General features: G+C 66.8%; 6 protein-coding genes. All 6 read right to left on the reverse strand.

What is annotated here, in order from left to right:
- Positions 1-12,162 (reverse strand): non-ribosomal peptide synthetase (locus tag Q2100_RS07020; protein WP_302913413.1); only part of this gene is annotated, 12,162 nt, incomplete at its 3' end.
- Between the two features lie 35 nt (positions 12,163-12,197).
- Positions 12,198-12,416 carry an MbtH family protein gene (locus Q2100_RS07025; protein ID WP_264010658.1) on the reverse strand — a complete coding sequence of 73 codons (219 nt, stop codon included), beginning with the start codon at positions 12,414-12,416 and terminating at the stop codon, positions 12,198-12,200.
- Positions 12,417-13,238: 822 nt separating this feature from the next.
- A complete protein-coding gene (locus Q2100_RS07030; protein WP_302913414.1) occupies positions 13,239-13,559 on the reverse strand; it encodes a hemophore-related protein in 321 nt (106 codons plus the stop codon).
- Between the two features lie 262 nt (positions 13,560-13,821).
- On the reverse strand, positions 13,822-16,770 hold the full coding sequence (locus tag Q2100_RS07035; protein ID WP_302913415.1) for an MMPL/RND family transporter: 2,949 nt from the start codon (positions 16,768-16,770) through the stop codon (positions 13,822-13,824).
- A 9-nt stretch (positions 16,771-16,779) separates the two neighbouring features.
- Positions 16,780-19,665 carry an MMPL/RND family transporter gene (locus Q2100_RS07040; protein ID WP_302913416.1) on the reverse strand — a complete coding sequence of 962 codons (2,886 nt, stop codon included), beginning with the start codon at positions 19,663-19,665 and terminating at the stop codon, positions 16,780-16,782.
- Positions 19,662-20,081 (reverse strand): MmpS family transport accessory protein, encoded by a 420-nt coding sequence (locus tag Q2100_RS07045; RefSeq protein ID WP_302913417.1) that lies wholly within the window; start codon positions 20,079-20,081, stop codon positions 19,662-19,664. The genes Q2100_RS07040 and Q2100_RS07045 overlap by 4 nt, the downstream gene beginning before the upstream one ends.
- Positions 20,082-20,106 lie beyond the last annotated feature (25 nt).

Below are 20,106 nucleotides of genomic sequence, written 5' to 3' on the forward strand. Positions count from 1 at the left end.
CCGACCCGGATCACCACACATCGCCCACAACACCCGCTCGAAACGTCGCGCCAATGCGTCGACTTCCGCCGCGGTGAACACCCCGGAGTCGAATTCGACACGTAGCGAGAGCTGTTCGCCGGGCACGGCTTGAACACTCAGCGGGTAGTGGTTCTCTTCACGGGTCGCGAAGTCTGTGATGGCCAGGCCGTCGATGCTCGGCAACGTGTCGGTCTCGACGGGGTAGTTCTCGAAGACGAACAGGGTGTCGAACAACTGGTCGTGACCGGTGATGCGATGGATCTCGCTCAACGCGACATGCTGGTGCTCGAGTGTGTCGTTGGCGAACCGCTGCAACTGTTCGAGCAGTTCGGCTGCCGTCGTCTCCGGTGCGATTCGTGCCCGCACCGGCACCGTGTTGATCAACAACCCGACCATGGAGTCGGCGCCGGCCAGATCAGCCGGCCGCCCGGACACCGCGGTCCCGAAGACCACGTCGTTCTGGCCGGTCAGCACGGACAGCAGTTGCGCCCACGCCGCCTGCAGGACGGTGTTGACCGTGGTGTGCTGAGCGCGGGCGAGTTCTGATACGGCAGAGGTGATCTGGGTCCCGATCCGGTAGGACCCGATGTCACGCAGCCCGGCGTCGGAATGGTCCGCCGACCCCACGAATGCGGGATCGTCGAAGTCAACGAATGCATTCCGCCATACCGAATGGGCGGCTTCGAGGTCTCGCTCCGCCAGCCATGTCACGTACCTGCGGTAGGGCGTGGCCGCCGGCAGGCGGTGCCCGAGGTAGCCGGCGAAGATCTCCTGCAGCAGGATCGGTGTGGACCAGCCGTCCATCACGAGGTGGTGATAGGTCAGCACCAGTTTGTGCCGGTCCTCCGCGGTGCGGATCAGAGCTGCCCGGAATGGCGGCTCCCCGGCCAGCTTGCGCACCCCGGCACGCTCGGCGGCACGCACACGATCGATGTGCTCGTCGCCGGACGATTCGACGTACCGCCAGGGCATGTCCGGCTGTGCGACGATCACCTGCACCGGTTCGTCGAACTCGTCGATGAACCGGGCCGCGAGATGGGGATGCCGGACGACGACCCCGAGCACGGCACGACGCAACCGGTCGGCGTCGAGTTCGCCGGCGACGTCGATGTCGAGTTGCACCGCGTACAGATCGTCCTGCGATTGCGCGGTGGTGGAGTGGAAGTAGAGCCCCCGTTGCAGCGGAGTCAGCGGCAACACGTCGGCAATCGAAAGGTGTTGCGACAGGCCGTCGATCTGGCCCTGGGTGAGCCGTGCCGGCGCGATGTCGGAAGGCGTGAGGCCACCGCCGCCCCGCTGGACGTGGGCGGTGATGCCGGAAAGCGCCTCCTGCCACAGCCCTGCGACCCGGCTGATCTGGTCGTGGTCGAGGGCTGACTGCGCCCACGTCCACGTCGCGCGCACGTGGGGGCCGTCGGCACCGTCCAGGGTTCCGGCGTCGAGGACAACGGTGTGCCCCAACGGTGTCGGCACAGCGGTCGCCTTCGCCGTGAGCGCCAGCCCGTCCGGGTCGACCTTCCACATCTCGTCGGTGAGTTCCGCCGCACCGAGCCGCCCGAAATAGTTGAATGCGATCACGGGATCGGGTCCGGCCACGTCGACGTCCGGATTCAGATACCGCAGCAGGCCGTAGGTGATTCCGTCCGGAATAGAACGGATCTGCTCTTTGGCCGCCTTCACGGCGTGGCCGAGTGACGCTTCTCCGGCGACGACGTCGGTCCAGGCCGGCTGCTCGAGGGCCAGCGACACCGGGTATTTGGCGGTGAACCACCCGACCGTGCGGCCCAGATCCACCTCTGCCGCCAACTCCTCGTCGCGGCCGTGACCCTCCACGTCGATACCGATCGCGGCGCCGCGCTCACCGAGGAACTCCGTCCACGCCATGGCGAATGCGATCAGCAGGATGTCCTGGACGCCGGCGTGGAACGCCGCAGGCACCTCCCCGAGAAGTCGCGCTGTGATGTCGGAGTCGAGTTCGACGGTCAGCTGACCGGCGGTCGCGAAGGTGTCCTGTTCGGGCCGGGGCGCAGGCAGGACGGCCGCCGCGGACTCCACCTCCCGCCAGCGCTGGGCGTGGGCGACGACCGCGGGGTCGACGGCATGTTCGGCCAGCAGCGCCGACCACCGGGCGAAGGATGTGGCCCCTTCCGGCAACGCGATCGGCTGGCCGCTCCGGTGTTGCACCCACGCGATGTTCAGGTCCTCGAGGAGGATGCGCCACGACACGCCGTCCACCGCGAGATGGTGAACGACCAGCACGAGCTGACGGGTCGCCGACGCCCACAACGCCGACACCATCGCGCCTGCCATCGGATCCAGCCGCGACCGCGCACCGACCAGTGCCTCGTCGGTCACCGCATCGACATCCTCCACGCATGCGTCGGCATCGACCGAGCCGGGCTCGGGCACGTGCAGCGCCCAGCTCCCCGCACCGTCGTCATCGATGCGCAACCGCAGCATGGGATGCCGATCGAGCAACGCCTGCAACAGGATCCGCACGTCTGGCGCGTCGGCCCCGGCGGGCGCCTGCACCACCATCGTCTGGTTGAACTGACCGACCGGGCCGCTGACGTCGCGGAGCCAGCCGACGATCGGGGTGACCTCGACCCGGCCCACGCCGGCGTCATGCACCGCGGTGTCACCGGCAACCCCGACGACCCGGGCCATTCCGGCCACCGTCTGCTCGACGAGGACATCGCGGGGCCGGCACGTCAGGCCGGCCGCCCGCGCCCGGGCGACCACCTGCATCGACAGGATGCTGTCGCCGCCGAGTTCGAAGAACGACTCATCGACACCGACCCGCTCCAACCCGAGGACCTGGGCGTAGATGTCGGCCAGCACCTCCTCGACCGCCGTCGCAGGCGCGCGATAGTCGTCAGCAGCCTGGTATTCGGGCGCAGGCAGCGCGCGACGGTCGAGCTTGCCGTTCACCGTCAGCGGCAAGGCGTCCAGGACGACGATCGCCGCGGGAACCATGTAGGCGGGCAGGCGCTCGGCCAGCTCTGTGCGCGCTGCGGCGAGATCCAGTGCACCACTGGTCGACTCGACGACGTAACCCACCAGACGCTTGTCGCCGGGGCGGTCCTCTCGCACGATCACCGCGGCCTGCGCCACCTGGTCGAGCTTCACCAGCGCGTTCTGGATCTCACCCAGTTCGACGCGGTATCCGCGGATCTTGACCTGCTCGTCGGCGCGGCCCTGGTACATCAACTGCCCATCGGCGCTCCACGCGACGAGGTCACCGGTGCGGTACATCCGCGCCCCGGGCGCCCCGAACGGGCAGGCCACGAAGCGTGTTCCGGTCAGTCCCGGGCGGCCCACGTAGCCGGCCCCGACCTGGGGGCCCGCCACGTACAACTCACCGGTGACTCCGGCGGGCACCGGACGCATCCACACGTCGAGTACGAAGAAGGCCAGATTGGCCAGCGGCACACCGACCGGGCTGACGCTGCCCTTCGCGTCATCGGCGACGATCTCGCGGAACGAGGCGTGCACCGTGGTCTCGGTGGTGCCGTACATGTTGATCAGTCGCGGCAGTGTCGGATGATCCGCCAGCCAGGGTCGCAGCCGCTCCGGTTCGAGCGCTTCGCCGGCGAACACCACCGCCGCCAGGTTCAGTTGCGCACCGGCCTCGCGCTGCAGGCCGTCGACGGTCTGCAGCGCGTAGAACGCCGACGGCGTCTGGCTCAGCACGGTCACCCGCTCGTCGATGAGCAGCGCGTGGAAATCCTCGGGTGAGCGTGCGACCGCTTCCGAGACGACCACGAGGTGTCCACCGTGCAGCAGGGCTCCCCACATCTCCCAGACCGACACGTCGAAGGCCAGTGAGTGCCACTGGGACCACACCTGCCCGCCCAGCTCCATGCGTTCGCCGGCCGACGTCAACAGCTCGATCACGTTGTGATGGGTGATCGCCACGCCCTTGGGCTTGCCCGTCGTGCCCGATGTGTAGATGAGGTACGCGACATCGTCGGCGGACGGCGCCGCCAGTCCCGTCGTGGGCTGCTCCTGCAGTCGCGGGTCGGCGATGTCTATCACCGCCAGCTCGCGGCCGTTCAGCCGCTGCGCCATCCCGCCGGTGGTGAGCACCGCCGAGGGCGCGGCGTCGTCCAGCACGAAGCCGATCCGCGAGTCGGGGTGAGCAGGGTCGATCGGCACGTAGGCCGCCCCTGTCTTGAGCACCGCGAGGATCCCGGCGATCGCATCGGCCGATCGGTTCAGCAACAGCGCCACCCGCCGCCCCGGGCCTGCACCGTGCCCGAGCAGCAGATGCGCCAGTCGATTGGAGGCCTCGTCCAGCTGTCGATAGGTCATCGAGCGGCCCTCGAACGTCACCGCCGCGGCCTCCGGGCACCGCGACACCTGCTCGGCGAACAGCTCGGGAATCGATGCCACCGACGGCCGAACATGTTCCAGCGCAGCCCGATTGGCCCATCCATCGAGTCGGTTCAACTCGCTGGGCTCGAGCACGTCGATGCTCGACAGTCGACGGTCCGGGGCGAGGGACATGGTCGTCAGCACCCGCTCGAGCCGCCCGATCAGCGCCTCGATGCCTGCGGTGTCGAACACGTCCGTGCGGAACTCCACGGACCCACCGATTCCGGCCGGCTCGCCGTCGTCGGTCCATCGTTCCGCCAGCGAGAACGTGAGATCCATCCGTGCGGTGCGGGTCGCGGCCGGAAGCTCGCTGACTTCCACGCCCCCCATCGCTGCGCCGGCGGCGATTCCCTGCCCCGCGAAGTTCTGCCACGCGAGCAGCACCTGAACCAGCGGATGATGCGTCATCGACCGGTTCGGGTTCATCCGGTCGACCAGCACCTCGAACGGCACATCCTGGTGTTCGAACGCGGCAAGGCTGCGCCGGCGCACCTGCTCCAGCATGTCGCCGACGGTGGGGTTCCCCGTCAGGTCGACCCGCAGCACCATCGTGTTGACGAAGAACCCGACCAGCTCGTCGAGGACCGGATCGTTGCGTCCGGCGATCGGGAACCCGACCGCCACATCGGCACTGCCACTCAACTTCCCCAGCAGCACCGCCAGGGCGGTCTGCACCACCATGAACGTGGTCGCGTTGTGCTCGCGGGCGATCGCGTCGACCTGCCTTTGCAACTGCGCCGGCCAGTCCACGGCAACGCTGGCGCCGCGATAGTCGGCCACCGGCGGATACGGCCGATCCGTCGGCAACTCGAGTCGGTCCGGCAATCCGGCCAGCGTCTCCTGCCAGAAGGCGAGCTGCGCGGAGATCCGGCTGGTCGGGTCGTCGATGTCACCCAATTGCGCGCGCTGCCAGAGCGTGTAATCCACGTACTGCACCGGAAGCGGCGCCCACTGCGGGCCGCTGCCCCTCACCCGAGCCTCGTACGCCACGGCCAGGTCTGCCACCAGTGGAGTGATCGACCACCCGTCGGCGGCGATGTGGTGCACCACGCCCACCAGCACGTGCTCGTCGTCGGCGAGACGGAAAACCGTTGCCTGCAGCGGGATTTCAGCCGCCAGGTCGAAGCTGTGACCGGCGGCTCCCTCGATGGCCGCCTCCAGCCGATCGGCCGACCAGGCGGTGGCGTCGACGATCCGCCATCCGAATTGGGCTCTGTCGACCGGCAGGACCAGCTGTTGCGGGACGCCGTCGGTGGCCACGAAGACGGTGCGCAGGCTCTCGTGGCGGTTCACCACATCGGCCATCGCCGCGCGCAGCGAATCGACGTCGAGCGCACCGCGAAGGCGCAGCGCCACCGCCATGTTGTAGACCGGCGACGGACCGTGCAGCTGATCGAGGATCCACAACCGGTTCTGCGCGAACGACAACGGCACCACCGCGGGCCGCTCGACGGCCTCCAACGGCTCGAACCCCGAGACCTCTTCACCGATGCGGGGCGCCAGCGCCGCCACGGTGGGCGCCTCGAACAACGTCCCCACGGAGAGTCCGCCGCCCAGTGTCGTGTTCACCGCCGCGACCACCCGCATCGCGGACAGCGAGTCGCCGCCGAGTTCGAAGAAGGAGTCGTCGATGCCGACGCGGTCGAGGCCGAGGACCTGGGCGTAGATGCCGGTCAGGATGTCTTCGGTGGCGTTGGTGGGGGCCCGGTAGCCATCGCCGTCGCGGTACTCCGGTGCGGGCAACGCGCGGGTGTCCAATTTGCCGTTGACCGTCAGCGGCAGGGCCTCGAGCACCATCACCGCGGCCGGCACCATGTACGCCGGTAGCCGCTGCGCCAGCGCGGCGCGGACCTCGGCGGGATCGGCGGTCCCGGTGAGGTATCCGACCAGACGCTTGTCATCCGAACGGTCCTCGCGCACGGTCACCGCCGCCTGCGCCACCCCGTCCACTGCCGCCAGAGCGGCCTGGATTTCTCCGAGCTCGATGCGGTACCCGCGGATCTTGACCTGCTCATCGGCGCGGCCCACATACTGCAGCTGCCCGTCGGCGCCCCAGCGCACCAGATCCCCGGTGCGATACATCCTCATTCCGGGGGCCCCGTACGGACACGCCACGAACCGCGTCGCCGACAGTCCCGACCGGCCCACATATCCGACCGCCAAACCACCACCGGCAACGTACAACTCGCCGACCACACCCACCGGCGCCGGCCGCAGGCTCCCGTCGAGCACGAAGAAGCCCAGGTGTGCCAACGGCACCCCGATCGGGCTGACAGTGCTCTCGGTGTCGCCGTCGACGATCTCGCGGAACGAGGCGTGCACCGTGGTCTCGGTGATGCCGTACATGTTGATCATCCGCGGAAGTCCCGGATGAGCGGCCAGCCACGGGCGGAGCCGTTGCGGCTCGAGCGCCTCGCCGCCGAACACCACCGTGCGCAACGCCAACCGGCGGGCCTGCTCGGGCTCGGCGGCATCCACACTCTGCAACGCATAGAACGCCGATGGCGTCTGACTCAGCATCGTGACCTGCTCGGCCACCAGCAGTTCGTGGAATTCCTGCGGTGAGCGCGTCACCGACTCGGGCACCACCACCAGCCGCCCGCCGCCGAGCAGCGCACCCCAGATCTCCCACACCGAGTAGTCGAACGCCAGCGAATGCGCCAGCGTCCATACCTGACCCGCCATGTCCAGGTCGTCCTGCAGCGACTCCAGCAAGTCGATGACGTTGCGATGAGCCACCGCGACACCCTTGGGCACACCGGTGGTACCCGAGGTGTAGATCAGGTACGCGATGTCATCGGCCGCCGCGGCCGCCGCCAACGCGGTGCCGGGCTGCCCGGCGAGACCCGGATCCTCCACATCGACGACCATTAGACCACGGCCGTCCACACGCGCCGCCAGATCCGCAGTGGTCACCACCGCGACCGGCGCGGCATCGCCGAGCACGAAACCGACGCGCGTATCCGGGTGCGCCGGGTCGATCGGCACGTACGCCGCACCCGTCTTGAGCACCCCCAAGATCGCCACAATCGCCTCGATCGACCGCGGCAACAGCATCCCGACCCGCCGCCCGGGACCGGCACCGACTCCGGACAACAAGTGCGCCAATCGATTCGACGCCTCGTCGAGCTGCCGATAGGTCAGCGAACGACCGGCACAGGTCACCGCGACCGCCTCTGGGCACCGCGTCACCTGCTCGGCGAACGCCGCCGGTACCGACACCGAAGCACGCACCGGAGCCGACAGCACGGCCCCATTACCCAGCACCGCCAGGCGCGCACGCTCTTCGTCGGTGAGCACGTCCACCGAGGTGAGTCGCTGCGCGGAATCGGAGGTGATGGTCATCAGCAGGCGGGCCAGCCGCTCGATCATCAGCTCGACGCTCGCGCCGTCGAACACATCGGTACGGAACTCCACCGACCCACCGATGCCCGCCGGTTCACCGTCAGCGGTCCACCGCTCACCGAGCGCGAGGGCCAGATCCATTCGGGCGGTGCGGGTCTGCACCGGCAGCTCGGTGACCTCCACGTCACCCAGCGTCACACCGGCCGCCGGGTCACCGGCGTTCTGGCCCGCGAAGTTCTGCCAGGCCAACAGCACCTGGACCAGCGGATGATGCGTCCTGGAGCGCGTGGGGTTGAGCCGGTCAACGACGACCTCGAACGGCACATCCTGATGCTCGAACGCCGCCAGGCTGCGCTGCCGCACCTGGTCCAGCACCTCACCGACGGTCGGGTCACCGGCCAGATCGACCCGCAGCACCAACGTGTTGACGAAGAAGCCGATCAGCTCGTCGAGCGCCGGATCAGTACGCCCGGCCACTGAGAACCCGAGCGCCACATCGGATGTCGCGCCCAACCGGCCGAGCAGCACCGCCAGCGCCGCCTGCACCACCATGAAGGTCGTCGCATTGTGCTGATGGGCGACGTCGCGCACACTCCGGTGCAGCTCTGCCGGCCAGTCCACCGTGACGCTCGCGCCGAGGTAGTCGGCGACGGGTGGATACGGCCTGTCGGTCGGCAGCTCCAGCCGCTCGGGCAGTCCGGCGAGGGCCTCCTGCCAGTAATCGAGCTGACCGGAGATCCGGCTGCCCGACTCCTCGACGTCGCCCAGCTGCGCGCGCTGCCACAACGTGTAATCCACGTACTGCACCGGCAACGGCGCCCACCCCGGCGAACGGCGCTCGGCCCGGGCCGCATATGCCACGGCCAGGTCGGCGACCAGCGGAGCCACCGACCACCCGTCGGCGGCGATGTGGTGCACCACGCCCACCAGCACGTGCTCGTCGTCTGCGGTCCGGAGAAGCGTTGCCTGCAGCGGGATCTCGGCCGCAAGGTCGAATGTGTAGCCGGCTGCCGCGTCGATGGCCTCCTCGAGTTGACGCGGTGACCAGCCGGTGGCGTCGGCGAACTGCCATCCCAATTCGACGTTCTCACCGGGCAGCACCAACTGGTGAGGAACACCGTCGGTGGCCACGAAGACGGTGCGCAGGCTCTCGTGGCGGTCGACCACGTCGGCGAGAGCCGCGCGGAGCGCCTCCACGTCGAGGGCGCCGCGAAGGCGCAGCGCCACCGCCATGTTGTAGACCGGTGACGGACCGTGCAGCTGATCGAGGAACCACAACCGGTTCTGCGCGAACGACAACGGCACCACCGCCGGCCGCTCGGCGGCCACCAGCGGGTCGAGGACGTCGACCACATCGCCGACGTGCGGGGCCAGCTGGGCCACGGTCGGCGCCTCGAACAGCGCCCGGACCGGCGCCTTGGTGTCGAGGGCCGCGTTGACGGCGGCGATCAGGCGCATCGCCAGCAGAGAGTCGCCACCGAGGTCGAAGAACGAGTCGTCGATGCCGACGCGCTCGACGGCGAGTGTCTCGGCGAAGATGCCTGCGAGGATCTCCTCGGTGGCATTGCCCGGCGGCCGGTACCCCTCGCCGTCCCGGTACTCCGGTGCGGGCAGTGCCCGCTTGTCGAGTTTCCCGTTGACGGTCACCGGAAGTGCGTCGAGAGCCACCACGGCAACCGGAACCATGTAGGACGGCAGCCGCTCGGCGACTGCGGCGCGGACCTTGGCGGGTTCCGCGGTCCCGGTGGTGTACCCCACCAACCGCTTGTCGCCCGGTCGGTCCTCACGGACGATCACCGCGGCCTGCCCCACCCCGTCCACGGCGGCGAGAGCGGCCTGGATCTCTCCGAGCTCGATGCGGTGGCCGCGGATCTTCACCTGCTCGTCGGCGCGGCCCAGGTACTGCAACTGCCCGTCGGCGCCCCAGCGCACCAAATCGCCGGTGCGGTACATCCGCGTTCCCGGCGGCCCGAACGGGCACGCGACGAAGCGCGAGCCGGTCAGGCCGGCGCGACCCATGTATCCGACGCCCACGTTGTGGCCTGCCACATACAGGTCGCCGACCACCCCCACCTGGACCGGTTTCATCCAGCCGTCGAGGACGAACAGGGCCGTTCCGGGCAGTGGAGTCCCGATCGGGACCGGGCCCGGGCGCGGCGTCAGCGGCGCACTGGTGGTGACCCACATCGTGGTCTCGGTCGGCCCGTACTCGTTGATCATCGTCCGCCCGGGAGCCCAGCGGTCGACCAGATCGGGCGGGCAGGCCTCGCCACCCACCAGCAGGGTGACGTCCTCGAGCCCGGCGGGAGAGAGCATCCCCGCTGCCGAGGGTGTCTGACTCAGCACGGTGACCTGCTCGCGGATCAGCAGCGACCGCAGATCCTCGGGAGAACGCGCAACGGACTCGGACACCACCGCCAGCTGCCCGCCGTTGAGCAGTGCGGCATAGATCTCCCACCCCGAGATGTCGAAGCTGTAGGAGTGCCACTGCGACCACACCTGTCCCGGTCCCGCAGGCAGGCCCGCCTCGTCCAGCGATGCCATGAGGTGGGTGACGTTGTGGTGGGTGATCGCCACGCCCTTGGGCACGCCGGTGGTGCCGGAGGTGTAGATCACGTACGCGAGGTCGTCGGGCGCGGGCGCAGGCAGATCCGTCGCCGGATAGCCGGCGATGCGAGGGTCCTCGACGTCGATGACCAGCAGGTCGCGGCCGGCGAGTCGGTCGGCCAGAGCGGCGGTGGTGATCACCGCGATCGGCGCGGCGTCGCCGAGCATGAACTCGACGCGCGTATCGGGATGCGCCGGGTCGATCGGCACATAGGCTGCGCCCGTCTTCAGCACCGCGAGCATCGTGACGATGGCCTCCGCGGAGCGGTTGAACAGGAATGCCACCCGCTGACCCGGGCCTGCGCCGTGTTCGGACAGCAACTGCGCCAAGCGGTTCGACGTCTCGTCCAGTTCGCGATAGGTGAGGCGCCGTCCGTCGGAACTGATCGCGACCGCCTCGGGCGCCCGGGTCACCTGCTCGGCGAACGCCTCCGGGATCGAGGCATCCGGCCGTTGAGGGGCGGTCAGCGCCGACCGGTTGCCCACGAGGTCGAGGCGGGCGTACTGGTCGGCGTCGAGGATGTCGATCGACGACAACGACCTGCGTGGATCAGCGGTCATCGCCGCCAGCACCCGGGTCAGCCCCGCCTCGACGTCGGTGACGTCGGCGAACGCCTCGACGTGTCCGGCGGTGCTCAGCAGGAGGTCGTCGCCGGCGTTCGAGAAGATCAGCCCGAGCCCGCCCACCGGCCCCGCGTTGGTGTACGAGGCGGTCGCCGTGGCACCGCCGAACGAGAGCTTCGCCGCGGACGGCAGGAAGTTCACGCCCACGCGGTGGGCTGCGCGGCCCATTGCCCGCGGCCGGGCCTGCCGCTCGAGTGCGTGCACCGGGAAGCGCTGGTGCGCCACTGCCTCTCGGATACGCGCATCGACATGCGCGCAGAAGTCCGTGACCGAGGACGGCGCGGCCACGCTCAACACGAGCGGCACCACACCTGCGAACATCCCGGGCAGCGTCTTCGACTCCGGACGCACCCTTCTGCTCACGGGGAAGTCCAGCACCACCTCAGAGCTCTGGGCGGTCCACTGTCGCGCCAGCAGCGCGCACGCGGCAGTCAACACCGACGACCGCGGGACACCGAGTTTCTCGGCGAGGTCGTTCACCCGCCGGATCAGACCTGCGTCCAGCGCCGTCGGCATCGAGGGCGGGACCGGTTCCCCGGTTGCGCCGCCGATGGTCGCAGGCGATTCGGATGCACTGTCGGACGGCAGGTTCCGGGTCCAGTACGCCTGATCGTCGAGATACTCGTCGGACGCTTCGTACTCCGACTCGAGGTCGACCACGTCGCGCAGAGACCCGAACAGTGCAGGCGGCACGGGTGTTCCCGAGGCGGCGGCGGTGTACACCGACGCGATCCGCTGACCGGCCAGAGCCAGGGCGAACCCGTCGATCACGATGTGGTGGCAGCAGGCGAACAGGTAGGACTCGTCGGCCCGCGTCTCGAAGAGAGCGAAGGTGAACAGGGGTCCCGACAGCGGCATCGGCGCGGACTGGATCTCGGTCGCGATCCGCCGGACCTCGCCGAGACCGTCGTCGGCGCCGCTGAGATCGTGGAAGGCGAGCTCCACCGCCGGGTCGTCGACGATCCGCTGGACGACCACGCCGTCCACCTCGTCGAAGGCGGCCCGGCCGGGCTCGATCTCGCGCACCACTCGCTGGATCGCCCACTCGAGGGCATCGCGGTCCAGCGCACCCTCGATCTTGACGAGCAGCCCGAGCTGCCACTCTGTGCCGGAGTCACCCGTCTGCTGGGCGAGCCACACGTCGAGCTGTCCGCGCGTGAGTGGAAGCGCGCGGTCATTCCTATCCATTTGACTCCCCAAAGAAATCCCCCGGCAACTGGCTGCTATGTGCCTAGCGCGAGCCGATCACGCAGGCTCTTGGGGCGGATATCGGGCCAGTTCTTCTCGATGTATTCCAGGCATGCGGCGCGTTCCGCCTCGCCGAACACCACCCGCCATCCGGCGGGCACATCGGCAAAGGCGGGCCACAGACTGTGCTGTTCCTCGTCGTTCACCAACACTAGAAAGCTGCCATTTTCATCGTCAAACGGATTGTTGCTCACAGCTGTTCTCCAGACCAAATCGACATGGATGTAACCGTCCCAAACCTTACTCAAGGACTGCCGAATCTTCAGCGTTTCGCCGAAGTACGTGGCGAACTGGCACTTCGCCATCCGACCCCGTTCAGTAACTCAGAATGCACCCGTGCGTCACCTGATGAAGGGCCTCGATGCGCATGACCTGCTGCGATGAATTAGCCTTGTGGCCTCGCGATACTGGCGCAAAAGGTGCTGGCGGGTGCGGTGCCTCGCCGGCTATCTGCGGTTGACTGCGAGCGAACGCCGCGCGACTAGCGGAATCTCGTTGAGCAAATGTATTTGAGAGTCGAAGGGCCCGTCCGCGACACCGTACTACAGGGTCAACGCCCGGGGCGTATCGGGACATTCCCGCCACGGGTCAACATTGACCGTGGCGTATGCGCATTCTTTGCTAGATTCGGAATCGCACGCGTTTAGAGGGGACCGAAGGCGAAAATTCAGGCGCTGAACGTTAACCGAAACTGACGGGTGGTTTCGCACCAGATCGATGGAGCCCCGAATGCACAATCGCGCATGCGCAGCCACGGATAGTCGCGTTGCCCATCGGGGCAATGAGGCGGTCGCCGCCGGCATTCGGTCGCGACGTCGAGCCTCCGACCATGAGCGCTGAGGGGCCGCAGGGATCTGCCGCGGCAATCATCGTGTACTGCGCGCGCGCACGGCAAAGACCACTCGAACGGACTCGGCCGCCAGAAAACTGGTCAGCCGAGCCCGCGGAGTGGTCTGTTCACCACAATCGGGAAGTTGGTCGCGCGAATGCCGCCACCGTGTCCGCCCGACTCCCGGTCAGTAGTTGTTGCAGACGTTGAAGACCGTTTCGATGGTGGGCAGGAAGACCGCGTTCGACGGAGCGCTCCGGATCTGATTGGCCATCTGCTGCCGCTGGCCGGGGGGCGAAGCGAGGAACTGCCTCAGACCTGCCTGCTGCTGCGGGTTCGAGATGAACCGGGACGCCATCGGACCCTGCGCGTTCGCTGCTGCGACCACCTGCTCGAAGCTGCAGGTCGAATCGACGATCGGGTCCGCAGACGCAACCCCGGCCCCCACCGACAGCGACAGCGCCACACCGCCAGCCGCGAGAGCACTCGTAACCGAAAGCTTCTTCATGCGTCGCCCTCCAAATACTGATGCGCAATGATTCGACCAGCTAACTCGAATCTGAGTCTACCCAGATCGGCTCGAACTACGCATCGACTTTGTCAGCGCCGGCTTTGGCGCCGGCACTCACCGTTGATATCTGTTCATCGAGCTCCGGTGTTACATCCTGAACCAGTCAAGGAGAAGGCCCGGCGCATCGAGAACCTCGACCGGACAGACCGAATCGCGCGTCCCGGCAATCCATGTCGACGCCGAACGCGCCGGAACGTCGTCAGGGAGACAGTCGAGGGATCTCGGTGGTCGGAGCATCGTCGTCGTCACGGCGTTGTTCGATGCCCAGAAGCGCACGCACCAGTGGACGCGGACCGTACGGACGGAGCATCGTGCTTGCGGGGCGTGGACGGACCCGCTGCGGCCACCAGAACCACCGGCCCAACAGCGCGGCGATGGACGGTGTCATGAACGAGCGGACGATCATGGTGTCGAACAGCAGACCAAGACCGATGGTGGTGCCGATCTGACCGATGATCCGCAGATCGCTGACCGCCATCGACGCCATCGTCGCGGCGAACACCAATCCCGCTGTGGTGACCACCTTTCCGGTGCCGCCCATGGCACGGATGATCCCCGTGTTGATGCCTGCCCCGACCTCTTCCTTCATCCGGGACACCAGCAACAGGTTGTAGTCGGAACCGACCGCCAGCAGGATGATCACCGACATGGCCAGCACCATCCAGTGCAGTTGGATGCCGAGGATGTACTGCCACAACAGCACCGCGAGTCCGAATGACGCGCCGAGCGAGAGCACGACGGTGCCCACGATCACCAGCGCCGCGATGAAGCTGCGGGTGATGACGAGCATGATGATGAACACCAGGCAGATGGCCGCGATCCCGGCGATCAACAGGTCGTAGGTCGATCCGTCGTTCCAGTCCTTGGCTGTCGAGGCGGTGCCGGAGAGATAGATCCTCGAGCTCTCCAGCGGCGTGCCCTTGAGGGCCTCCTCGGCCACCAGTTGGACCCGTTCGATGCGGGCGATACCCTCGGGCGTCGCCGGATCGTCGTTGTGCGAGATGATGAATCGTGCCGCTTTTCCGTCCGGGGACAGGAAGTTGTCCATCGCGCGCTTGAAGTCCGGGTTCTCGAACACCTCCGGCGGGAGGAAGAAAGAGTCGTCGTTCTTGGCGGCATCGAAGGCCTGCCCCATGGCGCTGACGTCGTCGCTCGTCTCGTCCATCTGCGCGCTGATGCCCGACATGGTGCTGTACGTCTTGAACGACATGTTCTGGATGGCGCGCATGACGTCGATCATCTGAGGGAAGACCTCGAGGAGCTGGGGCAGCAGGACGCGAAGCTTCTCCATCTCGTTGACGATGACGTCCAACTTCTCGCTGAGTGCCGAGATCCCGTCGAGGGTGTCGAAGACCGACCTGAGTGCCCAGCAGATCGGGATGTTGTAGCACTTCTTTTCCCAGTAGAAGTAGTTCTGGATGGGTCGGAAGAAGTCCTGGAAGAGTCCGATGCTCTCCGTCAGCTCGTCGGTGAGGGCCTGCAACTCCTTGGTGTTGTCGATCATGCTGTAGGTGATCTCGTTCAGCTGCCTAGTCACCTCGTACTGCTGCTGCATGACGCCGATCATCACGCCCATGTCCTCGGCCTGCTTCAGCATGTCCTTGTTGCGTTCCGCCTGGAACTTCTGGGACTGCACCTGGCCGGCGCTCTGGAGGCTGATCAGGAAGGGAATCGACGTCTTGGCGATCGGCGTCCCCTCCGGCCGGGTTATCCCCTGCACGCGCGAGACTCCCTGGACCTTGAATATCTCCTTGGCCAACTTGTTCAAGGTGATGAAGTCCGTCGGATTCCGCAGGTCGTGGTCGGATTCGATCATCAGGATGTCGGGCGTCAGACGCGCCTGCGAGAAATGGCGCTCGGCCGCGGCGAAGCCCTGGTTCGCCGGGATCTCCGGCGAGATGTACGCGCGGTCGTTGTAGTTCGTCTGATATCCGGGTAGCGCCAGCAGGCCGACGAGGGCCACCGCCAGGGAAGCCACCAGGATGGGACCGGGCCACCGGACGATCGCCGTGCCGATCCCGCGCCATCGGCCCGACTTGAGTTTGCGCTTGGGGTCCAACAGGCCGATGCGGCCGCAGATGGCGATCCCCGCGGGGACCAGTGTCACGGCGACCGCGACCGCGACGAGCATGCCGATGGCGCACGGGATGCCCATCGTGTTGAAGTAGGGCAATCGCGTGAAGCTCAGGCAGAGGATCGCTCCGGCGATCGTCAGACCCGACGCCAGCACCACGGGCGCGGTACTGCGGTAGGTGGTGTAGTACGCCGATTCCCGATCCTCTCCTGCCTGACGCGCCTCCTGGTAGCGGCCGAAGAAGAAGATCCCGTAGTCGGTGCCCGCGGCGATCGCGAGGAACACCAGCATGTTGACGGCGAAGGTGGAGAGGACGAAGACATCGTTGGCGCCGAGCAAAGCCACCACTCCTCGGGCGGCCGCCAGTTCGATCCCGACCATCAGGAGCAGCAGGATGACGGTCATGATCGAGCGGTAGACGATGAGGAGCATCGTGAAGATGATCACGACGGTCACGATTGTGATCTTCAGGATCGAGTCGTTGCCACTGTGCTGCATGTCCGAGGCGAGCGGCGCCGCACCGGACACGTAGACCTTCACGCCCGGTGGTGGTGACGATCGGTCGACGATGCCGCGGACCGCCTCGACTGATTCGTCGCCCAGCGGGGTGCCCTGGTTGCCGGCCAGGTTGATCTGTACGTACGTGGCCTTCCCATCAGGACTCTGAACGCTGGACGACGTCAGCCGATCGCCCCAGAGGTCCTGCACGTTCGTCACGTGCGCACTGTCGGCACGCAACTCCTTGATCAGGCCCGCGTAGTACTGCCGGGCATCCTCGCCGAGGGGGTCCTGCCCCTCCAGCACGATCATGGCCGAGCTGTCCGAATCCGACTCCTCGAACGCCTGTCCCATGCGGAGCATGCCCTCTGCCGACGGCGCATCCGCCGGCATCAGAGAAACGGAGTTCTCCTCGGCGACCTTCTCCAGTGAGGGGATGACGCTGCGCCAGTCACCGCCGACCGCTACCAGTGTGGTGAACACGATCACCGCGAGCCACGCCAGCACGATCAGTGGCGCCAGGGTGCGTATCGTCCGCGCGATCCAGGGCCGCCGACGTTGCTCAGTGCTGATCATGCGGCTCGGCTAACCGTCCCGCATCAGCAGGGAGCGGACCAGCGGACGGGGACCCACCGGGCGCAGCATCGAACTGGCGGGCCGCGGGCGCACCCGTTGCGGCCACCAGAACCACCGTCCGAGCAGCGCCGCGATCGACGGAGTCATGAAGGCACGGACGATCAACGTGTCGAAGAGCAGTCCGAGACCGATCGTGGTGCCGACCTGTCCGATCGTCAGCAGGTCGCTGACGATCATCGACGCCATCGTCGCCGCGAACACCAGGCCGGCTGCCGTCACCACCCGGCCCGTACCGCCCATTGAACGGATGAGGCCGGTGTTGATGCCGCCGGCGAGCTCCTCCTTCATGCGCGACACGAGCAACAGGTTGTAGTCGGATCCGACGGCGAGCAGCACGATGACCGACATCGCGAGCACGACCCAGTTGATCGGGATGCCGAGCAGGTGCTGCCAGACCAGCACCGACAAGCCGAACGACGCACCCAGCGACATCGCGACCGTACCCACGATGACCAGTGCTGCCACCAGGCTGCGGGTCATGATCACCATGATGATGAAGATCAGGCACAACGCTGCCACGCCCGCGATCAGCAGGTCGATCTTCGATCCGTCGATCTGGTCCTTCACCTGCGCTGCGGTGCCGGCGAGGTACAGCCGCGAGCTCTCCAGCGGCGTTCCCTTGATCGCCTCCTCGGCAGCGGTCCTGATCGGATCGACCAGGGCCACGCCTTCGGGCGTCGCCGGATCACCCTTCTGGGTGATGAGCAGACGTGCGGCCTTGCCGTCCGGTGACATGAAGACCTCCATCACCCGCTTGAAGTCTTCGTTCTCGAAGACGTCAGGTGGCAGATAGAAGGAGTCGTCGTTGTTCGCGGCGTCGAACGCCTTGCCCATGGCCGTCGCGTTCTCGTTGGAGTCGTCGGCCTGAGCCATGATGCCCGACATGGTGCTGTGCATCGTCAGCATCATGGTCCGCGTGCCCTGCATGTTGGCGATCATCGTCGGGAACTGCAGCAGGATCTGCGGCAGCAGTGCGTCCAGTTGATCCAGATCCGCGGTCAGTTCCGCCATCTTGACCGTCACCCGGTCGATGCCGTCGATGGAGTCGAAGACGCCGCGGATGGCCCAGCAGATCGGGATGTTGTAGCACTTCTTCTCCCAATAGAAATAGTTGCGAATGGGCCGGAAGAAGTCGTCGAAATTCGCGATGGAATCCCGAATGTCACCCGTGATGTCCTCGAGCTCCTTCGTTGTCTGCACCATGTTGTGGGTGGTGTCGACCATCTGCTGCATCAGCGACTGCATGCGCTCCATGAGGTTGATCATCGTGGTCAACTCGTTGGCCTGGTCGAGCAGGCCCTCCATGCGCTCACGTTGGAACGGCAGGGTCAGCTTGTTGCTCGCGTTGCTCATGCTCAGCATGAACGGGATGGACGAGTGCTGGATCTGGGTGCCTTCTGGCCGGGTGATCGACTGCACGTTGGACACACCCGGTACGGCGAACACCGACTTGGCGAGCTTGTTCAGCACCAATAGGTCGGCCGAATTCCGCATGTCGCGATCGGACTCGATCATCAGGATGTCGGGTGATGCCATCCTCGACTCGGGGAAGTGCCGCGCCGCGGCGGAGTAGCCCTGGTTGGCCGGGATGTCCTGTGGCAGGTATTTCTGGTCGTTGTAACTCGGCTTGTATCCCGGAAGCGTCAACAGGCCGATGAGTGAGATCGCTATTGTCGCAATCAATATCGGTGCCGGCCATCGAACGATCGCGGTGCCGATGCGCCGCCATCGGCGAGTCGCGACCGCCCGCTTCGGGTCGAAGATGCCGAATCGGCTACCGGCCGCGATGCACGCCGGTACCAGTGTGAGCGCCACGGCGACAGCGACGAGGATGCCGACCGCGCCCGGTATCCCGAGCGGTTGGAAGAACGGCAGTCGGGTGAAGCTCAAACAGGCGATCGCGCCTGCGATCGTCACGCCGGACGCCAGGACGACCTTGGCTGTCCCGTGATAGGAGGTGAAGAACGCGCTCTCGCGGTCCTCCCCCGCCTGCCGGGCCTCCTGATACCGCCCGGTGAAGAAGATCGCGTAGTCCGTGCCCGCCGCGATGCCGACGGAGACGAGCAGGTTCACGACGTAGGTCGTCAGACCCACGTAGCCCTGCATGGCGAGGAACGCGACCACGCCGCGCGCCACCTGTAGTTCGATGGCGACCGTGAACAGCAGGATGATCGGGATCAGGATGGAGCGGTAGAGCAGCAACAGCATCAGGAAGATCACGCCGACGGTGACCAACGTGATCAGCAGGACGGTCTTGTTCCCGCTCTCGCCGAGGTCGGCGACGATCGCCGCAGGTCCGGTGACGTAGGTCTGGACGCCCGGCGGCGCCTGGGTGCGCGCAATGATGTCCCGGATGGCGGCGACAGAAGCGTTGCCCTCGGCCTGGCCCAATTCGCCCTTGATGTCCAGCTGAACGTAGACGGCCTTGCCGTCGGCGCTCTCCGCTGCGCCCGCCGTGAGGGGGTCACCCCAGAAGTCCTGCACATTCTCGACGTGCGCCGGATCCGCTTCCAGCTGCCGGACGATCTCGTCGTAGTACCGGTGTGCGTCGTCTCCGAGTGGTTCCCGACCCTCGAGGACGATGATCGCGACGGCTCCGCCGGTCGACTCCTGGAAGGCTTCACCCATGCGCGCAGCGGCCTTGGTCGACGGCGCATCCGACGGACTCAGCGACACCGATCGTTGACGCTCGACCACCTCGAGTGGGGGGACCGTCGCGCTCAGCAGCACCGTCAACGCCAACCAGCCGAGGATGATCAGCGGCGAGAACGACCGGATGAAGGATGCGAACCGAGGTCGACGCCTCCGGGTTTCATCCGTGTGCACGGGGCTCATCCGTTCTTCAGGAGGCAGGAGGTGAAGGCGTTGACATTGTCGGAAGTCTTTTCGGACTTGACCTCACCGTCGACGGTGATGCGGCAGCCGATGTTGTCGCTGTCGCCCTGCGCCATGAGGCTGCCCACCGCTGTCGTGGTGCCCATGTCGAACTCGAGCGTCCAAGGCAGAGATATCCCCGTGATGTACTGCGGTTCGGTGTCCTTGTCGAAGTAACTGATGTTCGCCACGGTGCCCGGCGGACCGAATACTTCGTAGACCATCACCTTGGGATCGAAAGGCTTGGATTCAGCGGCCTTGGTGTCGGCATAAGAAACACGCTTCTCGGAACCGAAGATGCCGTGCAGGCGGGACACAGTGAAGCCGCCTGCGGCGACGACGACGAGGATGAGCAGCGGGATCCACGCCCGCTTCAACAGCCTGAAAATCGCAGGACTCCTC

This window comes from Mycolicibacterium arseniciresistens (assembly GCF_030519285.1).
Classification (GTDB): domain Bacteria; phylum Actinomycetota; class Actinomycetes; order Mycobacteriales; family Mycobacteriaceae; genus Mycobacterium; species Mycobacterium arseniciresistens.

Coding starts and splice junctions, on each gene's coding strand:
- Q2100_RS07030 (WP_302913414.1), bottom strand. CDS start 13,559: ATGAAGAAGCTTTCGGTTACGAGTGCTCTCGCGGCTGGCGGTGTGGCG.
- Q2100_RS07035 (WP_302913415.1), bottom strand. CDS start 16,770: ATGATCAGCACTGAGCAACGTCGGCGGCCCTGGATCGCGCGGACGATA.
- Q2100_RS07040 (WP_302913416.1), bottom strand. CDS start 19,665: ATGAGCCCCGTGCACACGGATGAAACCCGGAGGCGTCGACCTCGGTTC.